Consider the following 20,658-nt stretch of genomic DNA (forward strand, 5'->3'; position numbering starts at 1 on the left):
CTCCTAATTTGCTACAACTATCTAAAATTTTTCTGGATTAAATAATGCATAACTCAAATATCCAAATAGCAAAACTATAATTCCAATTAATATCCACATACATATTCCCCCTAGTATAATCTAATTATTTATTCACTTGCTTTTCACACCATTTAGCAAAGAAGATTACTGAACCAAAGCCTAAAATCAATAATGCAAAAAATACAACATCTAACATTGTTCCTCCCCCTCCGATATTTATTTTCTATATTGAATAATACTACTTACGGTATAAAGATTGGATTAAAGTATTGGCATTGGTATAAAGATTGTATAAAGATTTCTTATTTCAAATCAGTGACACTAGTGGAAGTAGTACTCTAAATATAAAAAAATAATCCTGAAGAGTATCTCTTCAGGATTATTTTTCATGTTCTAATATTTAATTTATTATCCATGTTTAGAACAAAATCAAAAGCTACTGTTGAGCCGTAATTTTTTTACGCATCTGCCTTTTTAAGCGCATGCGAGAAAAATTTGGCAGCAGAATAAAATAACTTTTAAGTTAAAACTATTTTGAAACTCTTTTTAAGAAGTCTTGCTTGCAGCTACTTAAAAATAATGGAACATTTTCAACATCAACATCGCTAGTTTCAAGTCCAAACCACTTTGCCGGTGTTACAGTATATTTTTTTATAAATAACTTAGTTCTATATATAAGTGCTTCCCAGAAACTCAAATCTGCTTCATAAGAAAGCTGCTCTACAATTAAAGTAAAGCGGAAATCTCCAACTTTTCGTTCAGGAATAATAGTATAGTTTCTACATTGAATATCTATTTCTCCACTTTTAACTAAATCAGTTGAAATCTGACGTAAATAAACATTTAATTTTTGTTCTAACCTAAAGCCAAGTTTTATTTGGACTTTTACAATATATGATGTTCCAAAAGTCTCTACTTCATATTCTGCATCGTAAGGATTATCAGTAACAACAACATTGACAAACCAGTATACATCGGCTTTCTTTGGCCTTCTATCCAAAATAGAGTACATTATATTTCTCTCAATTTTCTCAGCATATTCTGAATTAGTTAAATATACAAGGTTTGTTGCATATTTAGGCCTATCAGTATCTTGACGTAAAAGATTTAGCTGTTCTTTATAATCTTCGATCTTAACGTATTTTAATAAACGTATCTTAGTATAATGACCTTGAATCCATATGTACATAAGAGATAAAATTACTAATGCAATTAAAACTGCTACATATCCTCCATGCATAAACTTAACAACATTTGCAATAAAGAAGGAAAATTCAAATATACCAAAGAAAACAAGTATACTTGTAGCAATAACTGGTGAAATCTTTTGTTTTAATAAATAATTGAATAATAAAATACTTGTCATTAACATAGTAACTGTAATTGATAATCCATAAGCTGCTTCCATATGCTCAGAATCTCTAAAATACAATACAAGTCCAACACAAACAATCCATAAAAGTTTGTTAATAGAAGGCATGTAAAGCTGTCCTTTAGATCTTGATGGATACATAATATGTAATTTAGGGAATAAATTTAATTTAATAGCTTCAGAAACAAGAGTAAAAGACCCTGAAATTAATGCTTGAGAAGCAATAATCGCAGCAAAAGTTGAAATTACTATACTAAAAATTAAAAAACTATGAGGAACCATTTGAAAAAATGGATTTAAGTCTTCTGCATTTATATGCATGGAATTTTTCTTGGCAGCCAGTACCCAAGCTCCTTGCCCAAAGTAATTTAATAATAAAGTTATTTTAACAAAAGGCCAAGAACCATAAATATTCTTTCTCCCAACATGTCCAAGATCCGAATAAAGAGCTTCTGCACCAGTTGTTGCTAAAAATACGCTTCCAAGAATAAAAAATCCCAATTTATTATCGCTGCTAAAAAGAATTTTTATTGCATAGTATGGAGACAATGCACGTAATAGAGTCCAATCATTAGATAGCCCTATAATCCCTAAAACGCCGAGCATTGAAAACCAAATCAACATTATTGGCCCAAACATTTTTCCTATTAAATCAGTACCAAAATGTTGAATAAAAAATAGTAGACATAGTATTGTTATTACAATTGTAATAATTATATCTTGATCTCTGCCAAAAAGGGCATTAAAACTTGGAATCAGCTTTAAACCTTCAATTGCTGACGTTACAGTTACAGCAGGTGTTAACATTCCGTCAGCAAGTAATGCTGCTCCACCAATCATAGCTGGAATAATAAGCCATTTTGCACGATTACGTACTAATGTAAAAAGAGAAAAAATTCCTCCTTCACCTTTATTATCTGCCTTTAATGTTATAAAAACATATTTTATTGTTGTCAAAATTGTTATTGTCCAAAAAATTAGAGACAAAGCTCCAATAATAAATTCTTCGGATATATGTTCTAACCCACCATTGCCTTGAATAATTGATTTCATTACATAAAGTGGTGATGTTCCAATATCTCCATACACTACACCTAGTGCTACTAATACTCCCCCTAAACTTAATTTAGTAACATTATTATGTTTATTAGTTGATTTCATATAAACCTTCCTTTTCAAGAAATATAATTATAAATATAGTATATCTTGTTTTAACACTAAATATTATAATATCATTTGTGAAAAATAGTAGTCAAATTACTAAAAGTTAGATAATGAAACAAATTGTCAAAATTACGATCTCAATATCGTTTACATGAACAAATTCAGACAAAATCAAATAAATTTTATAACCAACCTGTAGCTTTAAAAATTTCCACCTACTCTTTTATTTCGAAGCTTTCATTTCTTTAAATTACTATATTAGAATCTAGAGTAGAAATTATTTAGTTAACAATGAAGCAGTAGATGGACTAATCCTAACTACTGCTCAAAAAATAAATAACTTATAATTAAGCTATATATGGCATTAAATTATTAATCAAAGATTTATCTATATGAAATAAATTCTTCTACTAGTTTAAGCATAAAGTTGCTTATTAGCAGCATTCAATTTTATCTATACAATTTAAAGCTTTTTCTTTTACTCTCTTACATCCGTCTTTTAATCCTTTTTCATATCCTTCATGAAGTCCCTCGTTTTTGCCTTTTGCATATCCCTCATATAATCCCTTTTGCTCACCTTTTCTACATCCTTCGCTGAAGCCCTCTTCTTTGCCCTCTTCATAGCCTTTATGGAATCCATTTTTTTCTCCTACTTCAATACCTTTATAATATCCTTTTTTAATAGCTGCCTTATAAGCTTCTTCTAATGCTTCGGCAGTTGGACATTCTATTTTTTCAAAGCACTTTTCTTTTTTCTCTTCCTTTTCCTCACATCTATCGTGTTTATCATATTCTTCACATTTATCATATTTTTCATGCTTATCGCATTTATCATATTTTTCATATTTTTCATGTTTATCATATTTATCTTCATATTCATAATAGTTACTCATTTTTATTTCCTCCTGCTATTAATCTCTAAATCAGTATTCTCTACTTATATACTATGTTAATCAACTTAATTTGTTATAAGTTTTAAAAATTTTAATTTAATAAATATTAAAACGACATTGTAGTTTTCCAACTGTTTATTATTATTTCTAGAGAATAAAAAATAAAGGCACACTAAGTATTTCTACCTAATCTGCCTCTATTGAAAAATAAAATGTAATTAACGTATTACCATTTTATTATATTTCCCTGCAAAATCAAATTCATTCCATTCTATTAATTATTTACATCAGATTTATTGACAATCAATAGACTAATTTATAAGAATTTAGTCTACTAAATTTTCTCCATCTTTAAATGCTCTTAAAGATAACTCATCAAACACTGCTAGATCAGGATTATGACTAGTTCCACAGTACTGAATACTATCTTCTAATTTCCAGCCTAATTCTTCTAACATATTATTAGCATATTTAACACCCTCTGCACCTATTTTAGGATCTGGGTTTCCTTGGGCAAATATTGTTATTAATTTTTTGCCTGGATATTTTGGCTTATAATCATTTCCAAGCATTGGGAATGTACGATCAAACCAAACCTTTGCTTGCCCTGTAATTTTATAATAATAGATTGGAGAACCAAACACAATAGCATCTGCTTCCTTAATAGCTTCATACATTGGTTGTAAATAATCCTTAACAGCACATCCGTCATGGGTACGGCAATACATACATCCTTGACATCCACGTATTCCAGGATCATTTAAATCAAATTCTATAACTTCAGCACCTTTAGATTTTGCTCCCTTTGCCACTTGTTCTAATAATTTTCCAGTATATCCATTTTTTCTTGGACTTCCGTTAAAAATAACTACTTTTGACATTTCATCTCTCTCCTTTTAATATAAAACTTTATTCAGTCAATTCACTTATCTATTGACTAACTTCATTATATTAAGTAACATATAAATCAACAAGTACGCAAAAAATGTTTAGTCACTAATATTTATATAAGTAATGGAGGTTGCTTTATGAAAAACCCTTACATAGGATATGCTTTAAAAATTATAGGCGGCAAATGGAAACTGTTAATCATTTGGACCATGTCACAAAATGGAGTTATTAGATTTAATGAACTACAGAGAAAAGTTACTGGTATATCTAGTCTTATGTTATCAAAAAACTTAAAAGAACTCGAAGAAGACCGTCTTATTATTCGTCGTCAATATAATGAAATTCCACCAAGAGTAGAATATGAATTATCAGAACTTAGTCAAAAACTCATAGGTGTTTTACAGTATCTTGGTAAATGGGGAGACGAAGCTTATAAATATAAACATCCATCTGTTTAATATAGACCTGCAGATGTAAACTTAATTTTATTTTAATATAATATTTATATTAACTTAATCATTTTGACACAATACTAAGACAATTATTGTTTATAATAATATCATAAGTTATTTAAAACTTATTCTAATTCCCCCTATTTTATAAATATACATAACTCAGAACTCAGGATAACTTGTTATCATTTATACAAGTTATCCTTTTTTTAATTAGTTCGATATTATCTATAAAAAAATACAGTCAAATTAATGACTGTATTATTAATCAACAAACTCTTTTCTACAATACTCTAAAACCGCTTCTTCTTCCCCTTCAAATATTTCTGACAAATATAATATAACCTCTTGCTGCTCCTCTGGAAGGCCTTTTATAATTTCCATGAACTTCTTCCCACTAGTCGTTTTATTCACAAACTCACCGCCTTAGCATTATATTATGTTAAAGTTAAATTTTTTTATATTCAACTAATGCCTTATATTATAACCTATAACTGTGACAGAAATATGTCATTTAAATTAATTTTCAGATTTTTTTATAATTACATCATCATGGCTTATTATACCTCAATAAGCTATTTTTTATTTTTGTATATGTATTTTTTTATACATATAAATTTGATCCTAGAAAGTAATAATTTTGAACAATATATCTATTGCTCTCTAGAAATAATTATTGAGTCTGTATAAATTTTTTGTAGTTTTCTATTCGATCTTCTCTATTTGTTTTCTTTAACCAGCTCTTATATCTAGATATAATTTCTTCTATTGTTTTCAAGCTTAACTTAGTATTTTCTCCTTTTTTCATTTTTACATACATATTAATTTTCATTATATTACCCAATTTCCTCACCCCTTTTACACTTATACCTACCATATATATGCTGCATTTAAATTATTGTGATTAAAATTAAGCAAAAAAAATAAAGGTAGACTATACATAACCTACTTTTATTTAATATTAACCACATTATTTCCATCTAAACCATTTCCTACAAGAATAGAATACAGCGTACCATCTGTTTTCATATCCGTAATTTTTTCGTTTAATGCGTTTAATAATGCTATATCATTTTTTCTAACTGCTATTCCTATAATCCCTTGCAATTCAGGAGTATAATCTTTGAATGTTCTTAAAAAAAGATTTGTTTCTTTTTTCAAAAAATAATTTATAACAACAGAATCCGCTACTCCTGCATCAACTTTTCCACTATTTATAGCAGCCAATAAATCAGGTATATTTCCAAACGTTACTACATCTTTCACTAAATTACTCTTCTTCCAATTTTGTGCCAAATTCTCAAAAGCCGTACCTCTTTCCACTCCTACCATAGCATTTTTTAAATCATCTTTAAAATTAATTTTTGAGGCTTTTGGAACAATAACAACTTCTGATTCCTTATATAATGGCTCAGTAAAAGCTACAATTTTTTCTCGTTCAGGAGTTATATATATCCCATTGGCTGCCATGTCTACGCTACTGTCAGTATTTAGTTCACTGAATAAATTTGCAAATGATACCTCTTTCATCTCAATTTTATTGATTCCAAGCCTCCTTGCAATTTCTGTTATAATATCAGCATCAATTCCAACAAAACTATCTGCTTGAGAATTTTCATGAAAAAATGGAATTTCATTTGCTGATGCAACAGTTAGTATTCCTTTCTTTTGAATTGTTTGTAACCTATCTTGTTCAATTGAATTATTTGCTGTGATACTATCATTAATACCTGAACCGTATTCAATTATCATTCCAATAAAACTTATAATAACGATTAAAGCAAATATTCTTTTCATTAATAAAAATTTCCTCCAAGACATATTCATTTTTATAGTTATTTTCTTTGATTGAGATTTAAATTATTCACGTTTCAAAAAATACATTCAAAATTACTGACTGTATTTTTGTATAACAACTTAAACTATCTAATATATAATCTTTCCTATTAAGAGTAAATACCAGCAAATAATTTGCTGGTATTTATAATTCTACATCACTCTATAAGATTATCTATTTTGTTACAGTAACTTTGCATGTTGATTTCTTTTTGCTTCCATCACATCAAATGTATTTAAGGAAGGAGTTTATAATTTATCTGACTTCGAATCTGTTTTAAAAGATAAGATTTATGAAATTCAAGATGTCTCTACAAGTAAAAGTTCTTATGTAATTGTTTTAGATAATGACTTAATTACTTAAAAATCCAATTATTTCAACCTTTACTTAACTTCTTTTCCTATAGAAAATGCGCTTCCTACTTTATCTCCTATTCCATAATAGCTAAATTCACTGCCTGCAAATGAAATAGGTTTAATTTTATTTATATCCTGATTTCCTTCTATCAGGTATTATGAAGATATTGAATTGCTTCCAAATGTATTTCGAGATAAAAATAATATCCGTTTGTTTTCTGATAATAATATAAGTAGATTAAAAACAATCCAATGTATGATAGGTAATGGATTTGGAATTAAACTGATTCGTCATTATTTTGACCAGGATTCAGTTGAACTTAAAGAACGTTATTTAATGCTTTTAGATCAAGAACAATTACTTTTAGAAAAAAAGAGGAGCTTGACAAGCAACTTGCTTTTATTCAACATAATAAACTTGAATTTGAAAAAGAGTTGAAATTAAAAAATAAGTAAAAATGTATAGCTTACATTTTATATTTTCACTTAGCCCAGATGGGTATCTACTACCCGAGTTAAATAAAACTATTGACATGTGCATATATGTGCATATATAATTTAATTGGTGATGCAAATGGAAAATCAAAATAATTTATTAGAATGTGGCAGAAACATCGAGCAAAGTATCGATTTTGAATTTTATAAAGCTCTTTTTGATCCTGTGAGAAGTGAAATCTTAAAGTTTCTCGCAATACATGGGAAGAAAAATATCACAGAAATTGCAGAAAACTTTACTCAAGATAGATCTGTTATTTCAAGACATTTGGAATTAATGAATCGATATGGAATCTTAAACAAGGAAAAACAAAACAGAAGTACTTTTTATGAACTCAATAATGAATACATTCTCGAAAAATTTGAGGCAACTACAAATAATTTGAGAGAACTTATACAAAAATAAGATATCTTAGAAAAAGGCAACAATGCCTTTCTCTTTTAATATAAATATGCATAAATGTGCATACATACATCAAACAATAAATAATTTTGAAAGGATTTGATTAAAATGAATCTTATTACTGTAAATGAAGAAAAATGTATAAACTGTGGACTATGTGTTAAAGATTGTCCTGATAAGTTACTAAAGATGGGTACACATGGGCCAGAAGAAACAGAAAAGGCTAATGCGAATTGTATTGCTTGTGGACATTGTACAGCTATATGTCCTAATGCTGCAATAGACAATAAAAAGTCACCTTTAAAAGATCAAATTGAATTAAAAGATTTTCCTAAATTAAGTGAGACTCAAGCGGAATATTTTTTAAGATCACGCCGTTCTATCAGAAATTATAAAACTGAACCTGTATCAAAAGAAAAATTAACAAAATTGATTGATGTTGCAAGATTAGCTCCTACTGCAACCAACAGTCAAGGTATATCTTTTATTGTAGTTCAAAATAGACAATTACTTGAACAAGCTTTAGAAATTACTATTCAAATGATAGAAAGCTCCCCTTTAAGACATTTAGTTGAAGATGCTGTCCAAAGTTATAGAGAGGATGGGTATGATTCAGTTTTCCGCGGTGCTCCAAATTTAATAATTGCAACATCGGATAAAAATTTTCCAAATGGACGTGATAATGCTGTTTCATGCCTGACTTATCTTGAATTATACGTCCCTTCCTTAGGACTTGGATCATGCTGGGCAGGAATTTTTGAGTATTGCATAGCTATTGAAAACTCACCACTACTTAAATTATTCAATATTCCTGAAGATAAAAAGGTCGTAGGCGCAGTTATGGTTGGTTATCCTAAGTATAGTTACAAGAGATTAGTTGATAGAAATCCATTAGAAGCTACCTTTATAGAATAAACCTTTAATATTTCTAACCACTACAAAAAGTTGTAGTGGTTAGATGCTTTTTTAAGCGTAAAATTATCTATCGTATTAATGATGCAAATATCTCACTTATGACATATGTAATTAAAGAAAATATTAGTGCAACTAAAAGAAAACCAGTTAACATTACATTATATCTAATGATATCAGCCATTGATATATACTTTGTAAGTCCAACCATATTTAATAGAATTATCAATGCAAACATAATAAATAGACCTTTTGATGCCCCATTTATATCTGCTTTACTTAAGGATATATGTGAAGATATACATATAGATAAAAACAAGAATATATAAAACATAGGATCTTTCAAGTTTGAATATGTAAATATAGTTTTTATAAGTCCATAATATGAATTTAATATTCTTTCTATGATCTTTATGTTTAAGTTACTAATATTAAGATTATTAGTACATATTTTTATAAATTCACTGTAAGAAGCAGGCAGTAAAAACTTCATTAATAATATTATACATATTAGTCCTCCAAAAATTGGCGCTATCCCTATAAAGAAATTTCCTATTTGTTGATAAATACTATTTTGATTATATGAATGTCTAACATATCCTAAAGTCCCACTTTCATCTGGCCTTTGAAGTAACTTCATCTCTTTTATAGAATGTCTAAAAATTAATGCAAGTATAGCGTGGCTGAGTTCATGTACTGGAACCCCAATAAAGCCCGTAACCATTACTGCATTAGGTCCAAAACTTCTTTGAAAATTTCTCAGAGAACCATTCCTTAATATTCCAAGTATAAAACCTATTAAAATAATCATTCCAGTTAAATAAATTGTTTCTATTATTGGTTGTAATAGTAGTGTTTTTAAGATTTCCATTAAATCGTCCCTTCTAAATTATCTTTCTTGATAATATCTTTTCTTTAGCTAATATTTATTTTATTTAGTTCCTTTTTAGGCTTATATATAACTTAGTAGAAATATATTTTTCTACCATAACCAATATTACCATTAATTTTTAATAGTTGTTTGACAAATCTTTTAATTTTTTCTTAAAATATTATTACAAAATACAAATATGCCCAGGATGTTTTTCATCAGCATAAATATTATATTATCAATAAAATTCATATCACCAAATCTTAAATTGCAATTTATTAATGGCTCTTCTGTAGCTGCCAATCATTTTTACTATAAACATACTCGAATGATTTAAAAGTTCTATTAAGAGATTTTGAATAAAATGAACCTTCCTGTTCAAAAGTAAAACCACATTTTTCAATCAACCGTTTAGATGGTTTATTATTTTGAAAACAACAAGCATATACGTATTTTATATCACCAGAAAATAGATAATCTAGAATCTGATAAATTACTTCTGTCATAATTCCTTGATTCTGGTAGTTACGATTCAATGCAAATCCTAATTCTTTTGTATCTTCTCTTCCATTCTCAGAATCACTATTTACTGCTATATGACCAATCACTTTTCCGTTTTCTTTATTTTCTATTGCAAAAATGTTTTCATTTTTAACATTTCTATGAAGCACTTCTTTTGAAGTTAAAAGGCTGCAATGGTGTTTCCATCCAGCCATCTCTCCAACTCCATCTTGACTACAATACTCATTTAAGTCCTTTAAGTCTTTCTTTTCAAAACTGCGAAGAATTATTCTACAAGTTTCCATTCTCATCTATGTCACTTTCTTTAAAATTGCTATTTATAAAACATAAATTAATTATACTTTTAAAAGTTATTTCTCATATTTTAGTTATTTTGATTACTCTATTATTTCTTTCGAAGTATCAAATGGTGAAAAGAGGCAACTGCTTTAAATTCTTCTTTGTCACAAACTCTCTGCTCCATAGCAAGCATTTGCTTTTGCCATTCTTCATCTTTTTGTATCTCTTGATTTTGTTGTAAATCCCAAAAAGTTCTAATCCCTAATATTTTTTCTATTTTAAAATCACTTGACCACTTTAAAATATCCATATCATCATAATAATGAATATCTCCAAATTTTTCTGCCTTCCCATTCTTTCCCTCTATCAATTCTTTTGCATGCTCAAAATTATTTAATAAAACAACCATCTGCATGATTCTTCCTGCTCGATTATGTTTCACTAAAGATAATACTCCATCTTTTTTTAGAATTCTTGCGAATTTCTTAGTAATCTCTTCTCTCTCTAAAGCATATTCAAAGACATTGTGACATAATATAACATCAAAATATTCGTCTTCAAATTCTTCTAAAATTCGAATATCTCCATGCATTTGAGTATAATTATTTTCAGTGATTCTTTTTAAGAGCATTTCATCATCTGGCTCTATTGCAATAACTTCATTATCATTAGCAAAATATGAAGCCGTAATTCCTTTTCCACTTCCAAAATCTAATACCTTTTTATTATATATAAAACTTAGCTGTTTCCATATCATTTGCTTTTGAAGTAATTCCCATACTGGAATATTTTCACTATCCATTTATATCACCTAATCATCTAATTATTTTAGACATATAATATTCATCTACATATTCTCCATCTATATACATAGATTTTCTTTTTGTACCTTCTATTTCAAAACCATTTTTCTTATATAAATTTAAAGCTATTTTATTGGTACAAAGAACAGTTAGTTCAAGCCTTACAATTCTATTTTCCACTGCCCATTCATCTAGACTATTAAAAAATTTTGTGCCAATTCCCTGATTGCGATATTTCTCTCTTATACCAACTACTATATATGCACTATGTTGTTCTCTTTTTACATTGCCTATCTGAGCTGCAATATATCCTATAATTTCATTTCCGTCTGCTGCTATAAAGAATAGATTATTTCCATCAACAGCGCTGTCCACATTTCCTTGAAGTCTAGATAGGTTTTTAGTTCTTTCACCTGGTTCATACAGCATAAACTTTGTTTCATAATCTAATTGGTTCATCATATTCCATAATGATTCTGTATCTGATTTTTCAATATTCCTAAATATAATATTACTATTCAAAAAAATATCACCCCTCAATAAATTATTATTCATAACACTTAATTTTAAGTTAAAACTTGTTAATACCCTATTGTGCCTATAATATTCATTTAAAATTATACAAATGCTATTAGCAATATAGTTCTTCAAAAACTGGATAAGATGTATTCTCAAATGGCCAATCATTTTCTATCCACTTTGTAACTGTTCTATATAATAGCTCGTCTGTAACCGCTTCTCTTGTCCACATAGTAATTTCAGCATCATGAGAATCTGATGGATCAATATAAATACATCCTAAACAGTTTTGATCTTCAAAATCAAATACAGTATAAGCAAATGCAGCTCTTTCATTAAACTCTTTCTCATGCCGCTTTAAATCCTTCTCATCTTCCTCAAGCGTCAAAGTATCTTCTGGCCATCCATTTGTGTATTCTTTCGAATAAATCTCATGAATATGATCTTTGGCTTCCATAACAGCCTCATAGTCCTTATGCAAATCTAAAACAGTAAGTTTTCTTATGGTAAAATCTCCTGTTTTATATATAATTGGAACAGCAAATTCATCTGGTACAAATGATTTTTTCATTTCTATATATTCTCCTTTAATTAATATTAGTAATTCAAATTGCTATTTATCTTCCTGTAAATTATAGCATATTTTGTTAATATCACACTACTCAGTTTTCAAATAGCGCATTATTTACTACAAAATATATAAATTATTGTGTAATAAAAAAATATCACAAATTCATTTTGAATATGCGATATTTTATCTTAATTAATTATAAATTTTATTTCTATTTGCTACAATAACCCCTACAAGTGGATGTAACTTGTGCACTTCAATTGTGAAACCAGAATTTGAAAAGCAATTCACTAGTTCTTCAACACTTGATGGTAAATCTACTTCTGGACCATATCCTACTATAGAAAATTCTTTTCTATAGTTGTCTGGATTTTCAAAAAACATTAAATCCCCAATAATAATGCTTTGCAAGCTTTTACCTCCCATGGCAATCATTTTTTCTATTGCTTTTTGTTTATATATTGTAGTTAAGTGATGTAAAGCATAGTTAGAAATAATTTTTGTAATATTTTTTTTATGTAAATCTACATTTAAGTTTGGTTCTTCAAATGTTCCTATATAAAGTTTAATATTTTGTATATTTTTATTTTTTATATTTTCCTTAGCTTGACTAATCATTCCCTCACTAATGTCTATACCGATTGCTAATTTTATTTTTTGTGATAGTTCAACAATTTGTTTTCCAGTACCACACCCTAAATCAAGTATCACATCATCCATATTAGGCTTAACCAATTCATTTATTATTTCTGCAGTTTTAGACCTCCAGTAATAACTATCAGTAACATATTGTTTACTTGCATTATTAAACCTCTGCTTTGCTCTTGTCTCCATATTTGTTATTTTGGTAATATCAATAAGTTGCTGAATTTTCAAAAAACCATTATTTTGCATTTGTTTTTTAGCTTTATTCAAAGCCATAAGAACTACCTCAATATGTTTTTTATTTTCCTCTAAAGCCCTTGTTTGAATATCTATTATACTTTCTATGCTTTCATTTTTTTCATTTATTAGCTGATCTATTTCTTCAAGTGACAACCCAATAAATTTCAGTGTAGTAATTTGTTGTAATTTAATAAAATCTTCATCACAATAAATTCTATAGCCTACATCTGTTTTTGCAGACGGCTGTAACAGCCCAATCTTATCATAATAACGCAATGTTTTCACCGTTACCCCTGATCTTTTAGCAAATTCACTAATTTTCAAAATTCTCCCTCCTCACAAAATTATTTTAAATCCTCCCCTCAGGGGAAAGTCAACATTAATTTGCTACAATCTATTAAATACTCCTCATAAAAATACAATGATGCAATATTAATTAATACATTTAATTATCACATAAGTCTAAGTCTTCAATTGTATATCTATAAACATAAAAAATAGCAAGTTCTCTATATTTATAGTTGAACTTGCTATTTTCTTAATTTATATAATAGGTTTAACTAGAGGGCATATTAATTAATTGTTTATTATCTTAACATCCATCCTGAAATTACCATCATTTGTACTTCTGATGTTCCTTCATAGATTTCTGTTATTTTGGCATCACGCATCATTCTTTCAATTGGATAATCGCTTGTATATCCATAGCCGCCAAATAATTGTAAGCATCGGCTTGTTACATCAGTTGCATTTCTAGCAGAAACCAATTTTGCCATAGCAGCTAACTGTGTAAAGTTCACATGATCATCCTTTGCGCATGCAGCCTGATATACTAAAAGTTTTGCAGCTTCTGTACTTGCACGCATTTGTGCAAGTTCAAATTGAGTGTTTTGGAATTTTCCAATAGGTTTTCCAAATTGAATACGTTCCTTAACATATTTTACAGTTTCCTCTATTGCACCTTCTGCAATACCAAGAGCCTGTGCTGCAACACCGATACGGCCTCCATCAAGAGTAGCCATTGCAATGTTAAATCCTCTGCCTTCTTCTCCCAAAAGATTTTCCTTTGGAACTATACAGTTATCAAAGAATAACTCACAAGTAGAAGATGCACGGATTCCCATCTTTAATTCATGACCTCCAACAGAAAAACCAGGGAAATCTTTTTCAACAATAAATGCTGAAATACCTTTTGTTCCTTTAGTCTTATCTGTCATTGCAAAAACAATGTATATATCTGCATATCCTGCATTAGTAATGAAGATCTTACTACCATTTAATACATAATGGTCACCTTCTAATACTGCTGTTGACTTTTGCATAGAAGCATCAGTTCCAGCAGAGGGTTCTGTTAACCCAAAGGCACCTAATTTTTCACCTGAAGCAAGTGGTTTTAAATATTTTTCTTTTTGCGCATCTGTACCATATGTGTATATTGGTGTTGCGCAAAGACTTGTATGAGCTGAAACTATAACTCCTGTTGTTGCGCAGCATTTAGATAATTCTTCTACACATTGAATATAACTTAAAGTATCCATTCCAGCTCCGCCATACTCTTCAGGGAATGGAATTCCAAGTAGACCCATTTCAGCCATTTTAGGTATATTTTCTTCTGGGAAACGCATATTTTCATCAATTTCCTTCGCGATTGTTTTTACCTCATTTTCCGCAAATTCTCTATACATTTCTACTAATTGCTCATGATTTTCATCTTGTTTAAAATCCATTTTAATCTCCTACCTTCCTTATTTATCTTTCTCTTTTATATATTTCCTTTTTAATTTTATCTGATATCTCGCTACTGAAACTCTCAATCTTTTTCATATCTTAGGGTAACAGCAGCAAGATCATAGACTTCTAAGATTCAGAAAGAAGTTACACTCCTCCTAAATCAAATTTCATTTAATGTGGGATATCGCTTATACTTTATTTTTCTTAATTGTCCTAACTCATCTATTGGATAGTATGGCATACCTTACCTGGATTCATGATAGAATTTGGATCAAACACTTTTTTAATGCCTTTCATTAATTCCATATTTACTTCTCCAACACTATCAGCTAAGTAGCTCATCTTTCCACTTCCAATTCCATGTTCTCCTGAAACAAGTCCACCGCATTTGATTGCTTCTTCGTAAATGATCTTGAAGAATTTATCAACTCTTGTTTTGAATTCTTCTTCTTCTAAATCGTTACTACATTGGTATATGTGAAGATTTCCATCTCCTGCATGTCCAAAACTCTTAATAGTTAATCCACACTCTTCACCAGTTTTATTTACAAAAGCAAGATACGGAGCGATTTTATTTACTGGAACTACAACATCACATTCATCTAACAATTTTGTTTCTGCCATAATAGCTTCTAAGAAACTTGAACGTGCAGCCCATGCATCTTTTATTTTTGCAGGTGTATCAGCTACAAGAACATCAATTGCTCCAGCTTCTAATACTATTTCACTTGCTTGCTCAATAAGATTATTTAATTCATCTTCATTACCTGCATCTATAGTAACAAGTAAATAAGCATTTGCGGTAACTCCATCAATTACTTGTGGGAATACGCTCTTTCCAATATATCTTTCACTAGATAAAACAATTTCTCTTTCCATGAATTCTATCGCTTGTGGATTCATGTGTTCCATTCTAAATTTTGGAACAGTAGAAATACAATCATCTAAATTTTCAAAAGGAATAATTAAACTTGCTACTACCTTTGGCGCTGGCATTACTTTCAATGTAAGTTCTGTAATAATTCCAAGTGTACCTTCTGAACCAATCATTAGATTTAAAAGGCTATAACCTGAGCTTGTTTTTGATACTGTAGCACCAAATTTAGTGATTTCTCCTGTTGGAAGAACAACTGTCATCGCACGTACATAATCACGTGTTGCACCGTATTTAACGGCTCTCATTCCACCAGCATTTGTTGCAACATTTCCACCTAAACAAGCAAATTTTTCACCTGGGTCTGGAGCATATAATAATCCTTGTTTTAAACAATCCTCTGCAAGGTCATTTAATAGAACTCCAGCTTCTACATGAACAACAAAATTTTCTAAATCATAAGAAATTATTTTGTTCATTTTTGTAATATCAATCAAAACTCCTCCAAGTAGTGGAACTGCTCCACCTGTAAGTCCTGTGCCTGCTCCTCTTGGAGTTACTGGTATTTTATTTTCATTACATATTTTTACTACTGCAGCAACTTCTTCTGTAGAATGCGCCATAAACACAACTTGTGGAGCTACTTTTCCGTAGATAGGCATTTCATCGTGACTATAGTCGTCATTTATATCAGCACCTGTTAAAATATGCCCTGGAGCTGCCTCCTGTAATTTTGAGATTAATTCTTCTGTTAATTTATTATACTCAGCCATAACAATCATTTCCCTTCTAATATACTTATTCAGTTTACAATTTACAATTCCGTATAAAATTTACAATGGAGTTTTTAAAATTATTTATTTTTTCGGAAAGCTGTAAGCTTTTCTTCCCTCATCTGTAAACTGTGCACTGCCAACTGTAAATTATTTTAAAGTGTGCCTATAAAACATATTATTCCAGCAATAACTACGTAACATACAAAATACTTAAATGCACTTCTTAAAATTTTACTTTCCGAACCTGACTTATCAATTGCACTTGCGCCAATTGCAATGCTTTGAGGGCAAATCATCTTTCCGATACCAGCTCCAAGAGTATTTGCTGCCGCCATCCATGCTCCAGAAAGTCCAAGATTTTGTGCTGTTTGTACTTGTAATCCTCCAAATAAAACACTGGTTGATGTGCCCGAACCTGTGACAAACCCTCCAATGGCACCAATTAATGGGGAAATTAACGGATATGCTCCTCCTGTAACTACAACTAAAAGACTTGCAATATCTGAAATCATTCCACTATAACCCATTACCTTTGCTGTTGACATAACCGCACAAATTGTAACAATTGTTTTCCAGTTTGCTTTTAATGTATTAAGTAATACCTCAAACATCAGTGATACTTTTGCTCCTTGAACAAGACCGCCAATAATTGCAGCAATAAAGATAATAATACCTGGTGTATTAATCCAACTAAAAGTTAACGTGCTTCCACCTTTTCCAGCATATACAACTGCACTAGTCTTAAATACTGCAATAGCATTATGAAGTAGTGGAACTAATGTTGATGTAGCCATTAACATTATGAATATCAAAATAAATGGACACCATGCTTTTATTGCTTTACCAAATGATAAAGTTATTGCTTCTTTTGCATTATTAACTTTAATGCAATATTCATCTTGAGGTTTTTTATTAAATACTTTTGCTGCAACACTTGTACACACCATACAGCAAATAGATCCTACTATATCCGGTAATTCTGGTCCAAGTAAAGTTGCTGTAATATAAGCAGGTATTGTAAATGATAATGCAGCAACTAATGTAATAGCAAATATGCCTTTTAATGCCTTTATTCCACCACCTACAATGCAAACCATAATAAATGGACTGATAAAGATAAGAAGCGATTCGATTATTGCCGTACTTGCGGCTATTGCGCCAGCTCCAACCCCTGTTACTGCAGAAACTGTTACTAGAGGTATTCCTACTGATCCAAACGCAGTTGGAGTAGTGTTAGCAACCAAACAAGCTAGAACTGCTGAAAATGGATTTAATCCAAGACCAGCAAGCATAGACGCTGGAATAGCAACCGCTGTGCCGAAGCCAGCCATACCTTCCATAAAATTCCCAAATCCCCATCCAATAATTAATGTTAAAACCCTTTTATCCACAGAAACTCCAGCTAACATTTCTTTTATGAAATCCATCGCACCTGTACGTAAAATTAAATTATACGTAAACAAAGCTGCAATAATAACTAGACAGATCGGCCACAATGCGTTAAGTATTCCTTCTAATACCCCTGTCGCAGCATAAACCACATTTAATTTCCAGAAAAAAATAGCTAAAAACATTGTAAGAACAAGTGCAATAGAGCAGGCTTTATAACCTGGCATCTTTAATCCGCTAAGTGCAATTATGAGCCAAAGGATTGGTAATATGGCCATTAAAAATTTAAAAAACAGCATTTTTTTATCCTCCTTATACATTTTTCAAATGGTATAACCTTTTTACAATTGGTACGACCACTACATCGTGATTATTTATTTTCCCACTTGCTGTTTAATACTGCTTTTACATATATTCGGATTTAATTATTTTTTATATACTGCGTTTCTTATTCATTTATGTTTTTTCAATAATTCTCTAAGTATACAAGTGTGAAATTTTATATATAATTTCATTTTCTTGTGAATTGAGATTTATTTCTAAGTTATCGCAATAATTTTTTAGTACGGTAACTCTTTTCTTATCTGGAAAAAAACTTTACTCTGCTTTTACTTTTTTCATTTCTTCAATCATAACTGGAAGAATCTCTGTTACATTTCCAACAATACTTACATTAGCAATTTCAAAAATTGGAGCTTCCTCATCTTTATTAATTGCCACAATATAACCAGAACCTGTCATTCCAGATGTATGTTGTGTTGCTCCAGAAATACCACATGCAATATAAAGTTTTGGTGCTACAATCTTTCCTGATTGTCCAACTTGATGTGCACGAGAAATCCATCCATCCTCAATAGCTGGTCTTGTTGCACCAACTACACCACCAAGCACACTAGCTAATTCTTCAACAAGTTTGAAATTTTCTGCATTTCCCATTCCACGTCCACCAGAAACAATAACCTCAGCCTCTTCTAAATTAACTGATTCAGAAATTTCTTTTACTGTATCAATAATTTTTGCCTTAATGGCATCAGCTGAAATTTCTATCTTCTTTTCTGTAACTCCTGCATTTGAAGCAGCTTCTGGTTTTGGAAAACTTCCATTTCTAACTGTAACTACAGCTGTACCATCTACTTCAATATGTTCTAAAATTGTTCCACCATAAGCTGGTCTAGTATATATAACTTTGTCGTCAGTTTTATTCATTCCTATTACATCACTTACGCATCCTAAACTCATACGTCCCGCAATACGTGGTGCAATGTCTTTAGCTGCTGTTGTGTTTGCTAATAAAATAATATCTGGGTTTTGTTCTTTAACAGTTTCTGATAATACTTCTGTTAATGTATCACAATCTGTAGCAGCATCTATAAAAATAACTGGAATCCCCAAATCTGCCACTGTTTCTGAAGCTGCCCTGCTGCCTACTATAAGAGCTGCTGCTTCCGCATCTAATGCCTTTACTGCGCTAATAAGTTCGAGACTTCCACCTAGTACTTTTTCTCCATCTGTTTCAATAAACAATAATGCTTTCATACTTTCTTTTCCTCCTTAATTAGATTGCTTTATCTTTTTTCATTTGCTCTATAACAGCACTTACTGAAATTGCAGCATCTTTCTCTTGAATTTTGATACCAGCCTCTTTCTTAGGAGGTGCAACATATTGAATGCAATGTACTTTTGCTTGTTTTACCTCTCCAATTTCTGCTGCTGAATAAGTTGGAATTACCGCCTTACGGCTTGCCATCTTAGTTTTAATAGTAGGATAACGTGGATCATAATCTGGTTTACTTACTGTGATTACAGCTGGAGATTCTAAAGAAACTAAATTATATCCTTCTTCAGTTTCTTGATGAACTTCCATTCCATTATCTTTCAAAGCTATTTCAATTGCGCTGCTAATAAAACCTGTTTTTAATTTTTCAGCAAGCATAGCTCCTACTTGACCAGTAATTTCATCTGTAGATTCCTTTCCACAAAGAATTAAATCAAATTTTTCACCCTTGTCCTTTTCAATTTTATGAATAGCATCTGCCAAGACTTCAGCTGTTCCCATAGCATCTAAATCTGCATATAAATCATCTTTTACAAAGAATGCTTCTTTAGCTCCTACAGCAAGACAATTTTTTAATGTGTTTAAAGAATCATCAGCTCCAACAGTTAATACACTAACCATTCCACCATTAGCCTCAACAAAACGAACTGCTAGCTCTAATGCATACGTATCAAATGCATTTGCTACCAAACTTACTCCATTTAGATTAGGTTTTTTCTTCTCATTATCCAAATGAATTTCAATGGAATCATCCGGAACCTGCTTCACACATAACAGAATATTCATACTTTCCCTCTCCTTTATCCCTTTATATTTGTTAAAGTGTTTTTTTATAAAAGCATTGTGTGTTTGAATAGTTAGAAACATCATTTCATAACTATTTTTCTATTTACATCCTACACAAAGCATTGCAAATTGGTCATACCAATTTATAAATCAATTTTACCACATGAAAACGAATACTTCAATGATTTATTTAAAAATAATTTCATAATATTTCCCTAAAATTATAAAATTATTCTTTTAAATATTGTAAAAGCCCTAAATTCAGACCTTCTCTGATCCAATAATGTAAATAAAGTAAAAC

Annotated in this window: 21 protein-coding genes and 1 pseudogene; 5 read left to right on the forward strand and 17 right to left on the reverse strand. The window is 30.1% G+C overall.

Translation table 11 applies throughout. The annotated features are described in order from the left end of the window. Window positions 1–550: 550 nt before the first annotated feature. From CDLVIII_RS19415 to CDLVIII_RS19430, 3 genes are all read right to left on the reverse strand, one after another. Complete coding sequence (locus tag CDLVIII_RS19415; protein WP_009171174.1) at window positions 551–2,554, reverse strand: KUP/HAK/KT family potassium transporter; 2,004 nt, start codon at window positions 2,552–2,554, stop codon at window positions 551–553. A gap of 437 nt (window positions 2,555–2,991) precedes the next feature. Next, complete coding sequence (locus CDLVIII_RS29400) at window positions 2,992–3,450, reverse strand: hypothetical protein (RefSeq protein ID WP_009171175.1); 459 nt, start codon at window positions 3,448–3,450, stop codon at window positions 2,992–2,994. Between the two features lie 326 nt (window positions 3,451–3,776). Continuing rightward, on the reverse strand, window positions 3,777–4,331 hold the full coding sequence (locus tag CDLVIII_RS19430) for a flavodoxin family protein (protein ID WP_009171176.1): 555 nt from the start codon (window positions 4,329–4,331) through the stop codon (window positions 3,777–3,779). Between the two features lie 147 nt (window positions 4,332–4,478). On the opposite strand from CDLVIII_RS19430, the gene CDLVIII_RS19435 reads away from it, so the two are divergent. Further along, window positions 4,479–4,799, forward strand: a complete 321-nt coding sequence (locus tag CDLVIII_RS19435; protein WP_009171177.1) for a helix-turn-helix domain-containing protein — start codon at window positions 4,479–4,481, stop codon at window positions 4,797–4,799. Window positions 4,800–5,057: 258 nt separating this feature from the next. Here the strand turns inward: CDLVIII_RS19435 and CDLVIII_RS31490 are convergent, their stop codons facing one another. The 3 genes from CDLVIII_RS31490 to CDLVIII_RS19440 all read right to left on the reverse strand — a co-directional run bounded on the left by CDLVIII_RS31490 (window position 5,058) and on the right by CDLVIII_RS19440 (window position 6,590). Further along, window positions 5,058–5,207 carry a hypothetical protein gene (locus tag CDLVIII_RS31490; protein ID WP_009171178.1) on the reverse strand — a complete coding sequence of 50 codons (150 nt, stop codon included), beginning with the start codon at window positions 5,205–5,207 and terminating at the stop codon, window positions 5,058–5,060. Between the two features lie 259 nt (window positions 5,208–5,466). After that, window positions 5,467–5,637: a hypothetical protein gene (locus tag CDLVIII_RS31495; RefSeq protein ID WP_207636824.1), complete on the reverse strand. Its 171-nt coding sequence runs from the start codon at window positions 5,635–5,637 to the stop codon at window positions 5,467–5,469. Between the two features lie 107 nt (window positions 5,638–5,744). Further along, a complete protein-coding gene (locus CDLVIII_RS19440; RefSeq protein WP_009171180.1) occupies window positions 5,745–6,590 on the reverse strand; it encodes an ABC transporter substrate-binding protein in 846 nt (281 codons plus the stop codon). A 568-nt stretch (window positions 6,591–7,158) separates the two neighbouring features. Between CDLVIII_RS19440 and CDLVIII_RS32210 the strand changes: the two are divergent. The 4 genes and pseudogenes from CDLVIII_RS32210 to CDLVIII_RS19450 form a co-directional block, all read left to right on the forward strand. Continuing rightward, window positions 7,159–7,233: pseudogene (locus CDLVIII_RS32210) on the forward strand (MerR family transcriptional regulator); the annotation flags it as partial. 9 nt (window positions 7,234–7,242) lie between these two features. Then, window positions 7,243–7,425, forward strand: coding sequence for a hypothetical protein (locus tag CDLVIII_RS32215; RefSeq protein WP_242836048.1), 183 nt, complete (start codon window positions 7,243–7,245; stop codon window positions 7,423–7,425). A 135-nt stretch (window positions 7,426–7,560) separates the two neighbouring features. After that, entirely contained in the window at window positions 7,561–7,887 is a 327-nt protein-coding gene (locus CDLVIII_RS19445; protein ID WP_009171181.1) for a helix-turn-helix transcriptional regulator, read from the forward strand. Window positions 7,888–7,992: 105 nt separating this feature from the next. Further along, window positions 7,993–8,799, forward strand: a complete 807-nt coding sequence (locus CDLVIII_RS19450; RefSeq protein ID WP_009171182.1) for a nitroreductase family protein — start codon at window positions 7,993–7,995, stop codon at window positions 8,797–8,799. 67 nt (window positions 8,800–8,866) lie between these two features. On the opposite strand, the gene CDLVIII_RS19455 is transcribed toward CDLVIII_RS19450, so the two are convergent. The 11 genes from CDLVIII_RS19455 to CDLVIII_RS19505 all read right to left on the reverse strand — a co-directional run bounded on the left by CDLVIII_RS19455 (window position 8,867) and on the right by CDLVIII_RS19505 (window position 20,357). After that, complete coding sequence (locus CDLVIII_RS19455) at window positions 8,867–9,667, reverse strand: hypothetical protein (protein WP_009171183.1); 801 nt, start codon at window positions 9,665–9,667, stop codon at window positions 8,867–8,869. A 278-nt stretch (window positions 9,668–9,945) separates the two neighbouring features. Continuing rightward, window positions 9,946–10,479, reverse strand: a complete 534-nt coding sequence (locus CDLVIII_RS19460) for a GNAT family protein (RefSeq protein WP_009171184.1) — start codon at window positions 10,477–10,479, stop codon at window positions 9,946–9,948. 95 nt (window positions 10,480–10,574) lie between these two features. After that, a complete protein-coding gene (locus tag CDLVIII_RS19465) occupies window positions 10,575–11,270 on the reverse strand; it encodes a class I SAM-dependent methyltransferase (protein ID WP_009171185.1) in 696 nt (231 codons plus the stop codon). Between the two features lie 13 nt (window positions 11,271–11,283). Next, the gene (locus CDLVIII_RS19470; protein WP_242835767.1) at window positions 11,284–11,793 is read right to left on the reverse strand and encodes a GNAT family N-acetyltransferase; all 510 of its coding nucleotides are present in this window, start codon (window positions 11,791–11,793) and stop codon (window positions 11,284–11,286) included. 109 nt (window positions 11,794–11,902) lie between these two features. Further along, on the reverse strand, window positions 11,903–12,361 hold the full coding sequence (locus tag CDLVIII_RS19475) for a hypothetical protein (RefSeq protein ID WP_009171187.1): 459 nt from the start codon (window positions 12,359–12,361) through the stop codon (window positions 11,903–11,905). Between the two features lie 192 nt (window positions 12,362–12,553). After that, entirely contained in the window at window positions 12,554–13,570 is a 1,017-nt protein-coding gene (locus tag CDLVIII_RS19480; protein WP_009171188.1) for a MerR family transcriptional regulator, read from the reverse strand. Between the two features lie 263 nt (window positions 13,571–13,833). Next, window positions 13,834–14,973, reverse strand: coding sequence for an acyl-CoA dehydrogenase (locus CDLVIII_RS19485; protein ID WP_009171189.1), 1,140 nt, complete (start codon window positions 14,971–14,973; stop codon window positions 13,834–13,836). Window positions 14,974–15,199: 226 nt separating this feature from the next. Next, on the reverse strand, window positions 15,200–16,624 hold the full coding sequence (locus CDLVIII_RS19490; protein ID WP_009171190.1) for an FAD-binding oxidoreductase: 1,425 nt from the start codon (window positions 16,622–16,624) through the stop codon (window positions 15,200–15,202). A 155-nt stretch (window positions 16,625–16,779) separates the two neighbouring features. After that, window positions 16,780–18,315 carry an L-lactate permease gene (locus CDLVIII_RS19495; protein WP_009171191.1) on the reverse strand — a complete coding sequence of 512 codons (1,536 nt, stop codon included), beginning with the start codon at window positions 18,313–18,315 and terminating at the stop codon, window positions 16,780–16,782. Window positions 18,316–18,613: 298 nt separating this feature from the next. Next, window positions 18,614–19,552 (reverse strand): electron transfer flavoprotein subunit alpha/FixB family protein, encoded by a 939-nt coding sequence (locus tag CDLVIII_RS19500; RefSeq protein WP_009171192.1) that lies wholly within the window; start codon window positions 19,550–19,552, stop codon window positions 18,614–18,616. Window positions 19,553–19,571: 19 nt separating this feature from the next. After that, on the reverse strand, window positions 19,572–20,357 hold the full coding sequence (locus CDLVIII_RS19505) for an electron transfer flavoprotein subunit beta/FixA family protein (protein ID WP_009171193.1): 786 nt from the start codon (window positions 20,355–20,357) through the stop codon (window positions 19,572–19,574). Between the last annotated feature and the right edge of the window lie 301 nt (window positions 20,358–20,658).

This window comes from Clostridium sp. DL-VIII (assembly GCF_000230835.1).
Taxonomy (GTDB): domain Bacteria; phylum Bacillota; class Clostridia; order Clostridiales; family Clostridiaceae; genus Clostridium.

Bases quoted from the DNA above. Each gene is read 5' to 3' on its own strand.
- CDLVIII_RS19455 (WP_009171183.1), bottom strand. From the start codon at position 9,667: ATGGAAATCTTAAAAACACTACTATTACAACCAATAATAGAAACAATT.
- CDLVIII_RS29400 (WP_009171175.1), bottom strand. From the start codon at position 3,450: ATGAGTAACTATTATGAATATGAAGATAAATATGATAAACATGAAAAA.
- CDLVIII_RS19495 (WP_009171191.1), bottom strand. From the start codon at position 18,315: ATGCTGTTTTTTAAATTTTTAATGGCCATATTACCAATCCTTTGGCTC.
- CDLVIII_RS19460 (WP_009171184.1), bottom strand. From the start codon at position 10,479: ATGAGAATGGAAACTTGTAGAATAATTCTTCGCAGTTTTGAAAAGAAA.
- CDLVIII_RS19415 (WP_009171174.1), bottom strand. From the start codon at position 2,554: ATGAAATCAACTAATAAACATAATAATGTTACTAAATTAAGTTTAGGG.
- CDLVIII_RS32215 (WP_242836048.1), top strand. From the start codon at position 7,243: ATGATAGGTAATGGATTTGGAATTAAACTGATTCGTCATTATTTTGAC.
- CDLVIII_RS19475 (WP_009171187.1), bottom strand. From the start codon at position 12,361: ATGAAAAAATCATTTGTACCAGATGAATTTGCTGTTCCAATTATATAT.
- CDLVIII_RS19505 (WP_009171193.1), bottom strand. From the start codon at position 20,357: ATGAATATTCTGTTATGTGTGAAGCAGGTTCCGGATGATTCCATTGAA.
- CDLVIII_RS19465 (WP_009171185.1), bottom strand. From the start codon at position 11,270: ATGGATAGTGAAAATATTCCAGTATGGGAATTACTTCAAAAGCAAATG.
- CDLVIII_RS19490 (WP_009171190.1), bottom strand. From the start codon at position 16,624: ATGGCTGAGTATAATAAATTAACAGAAGAATTAATCTCAAAATTACAG.
- CDLVIII_RS19445 (WP_009171181.1), top strand. From the start codon at position 7,561: ATGGAAAATCAAAATAATTTATTAGAATGTGGCAGAAACATCGAGCAA.
- CDLVIII_RS19450 (WP_009171182.1), top strand. From the start codon at position 7,993: ATGAATCTTATTACTGTAAATGAAGAAAAATGTATAAACTGTGGACTA.
- CDLVIII_RS19435 (WP_009171177.1), top strand. From the start codon at position 4,479: ATGAAAAACCCTTACATAGGATATGCTTTAAAAATTATAGGCGGCAAA.
- CDLVIII_RS19440 (WP_009171180.1), bottom strand. From the start codon at position 6,590: ATGAAAAGAATATTTGCTTTAATCGTTATTATAAGTTTTATTGGAATG.
- CDLVIII_RS19500 (WP_009171192.1), bottom strand. From the start codon at position 19,552: ATGAAAGCATTATTGTTTATTGAAACAGATGGAGAAAAAGTACTAGGT.
- CDLVIII_RS19485 (WP_009171189.1), bottom strand. From the start codon at position 14,973: ATGGATTTTAAACAAGATGAAAATCATGAGCAATTAGTAGAAATGTAT.
- CDLVIII_RS19430 (WP_009171176.1), bottom strand. From the start codon at position 4,331: ATGTCAAAAGTAGTTATTTTTAACGGAAGTCCAAGAAAAAATGGATAT.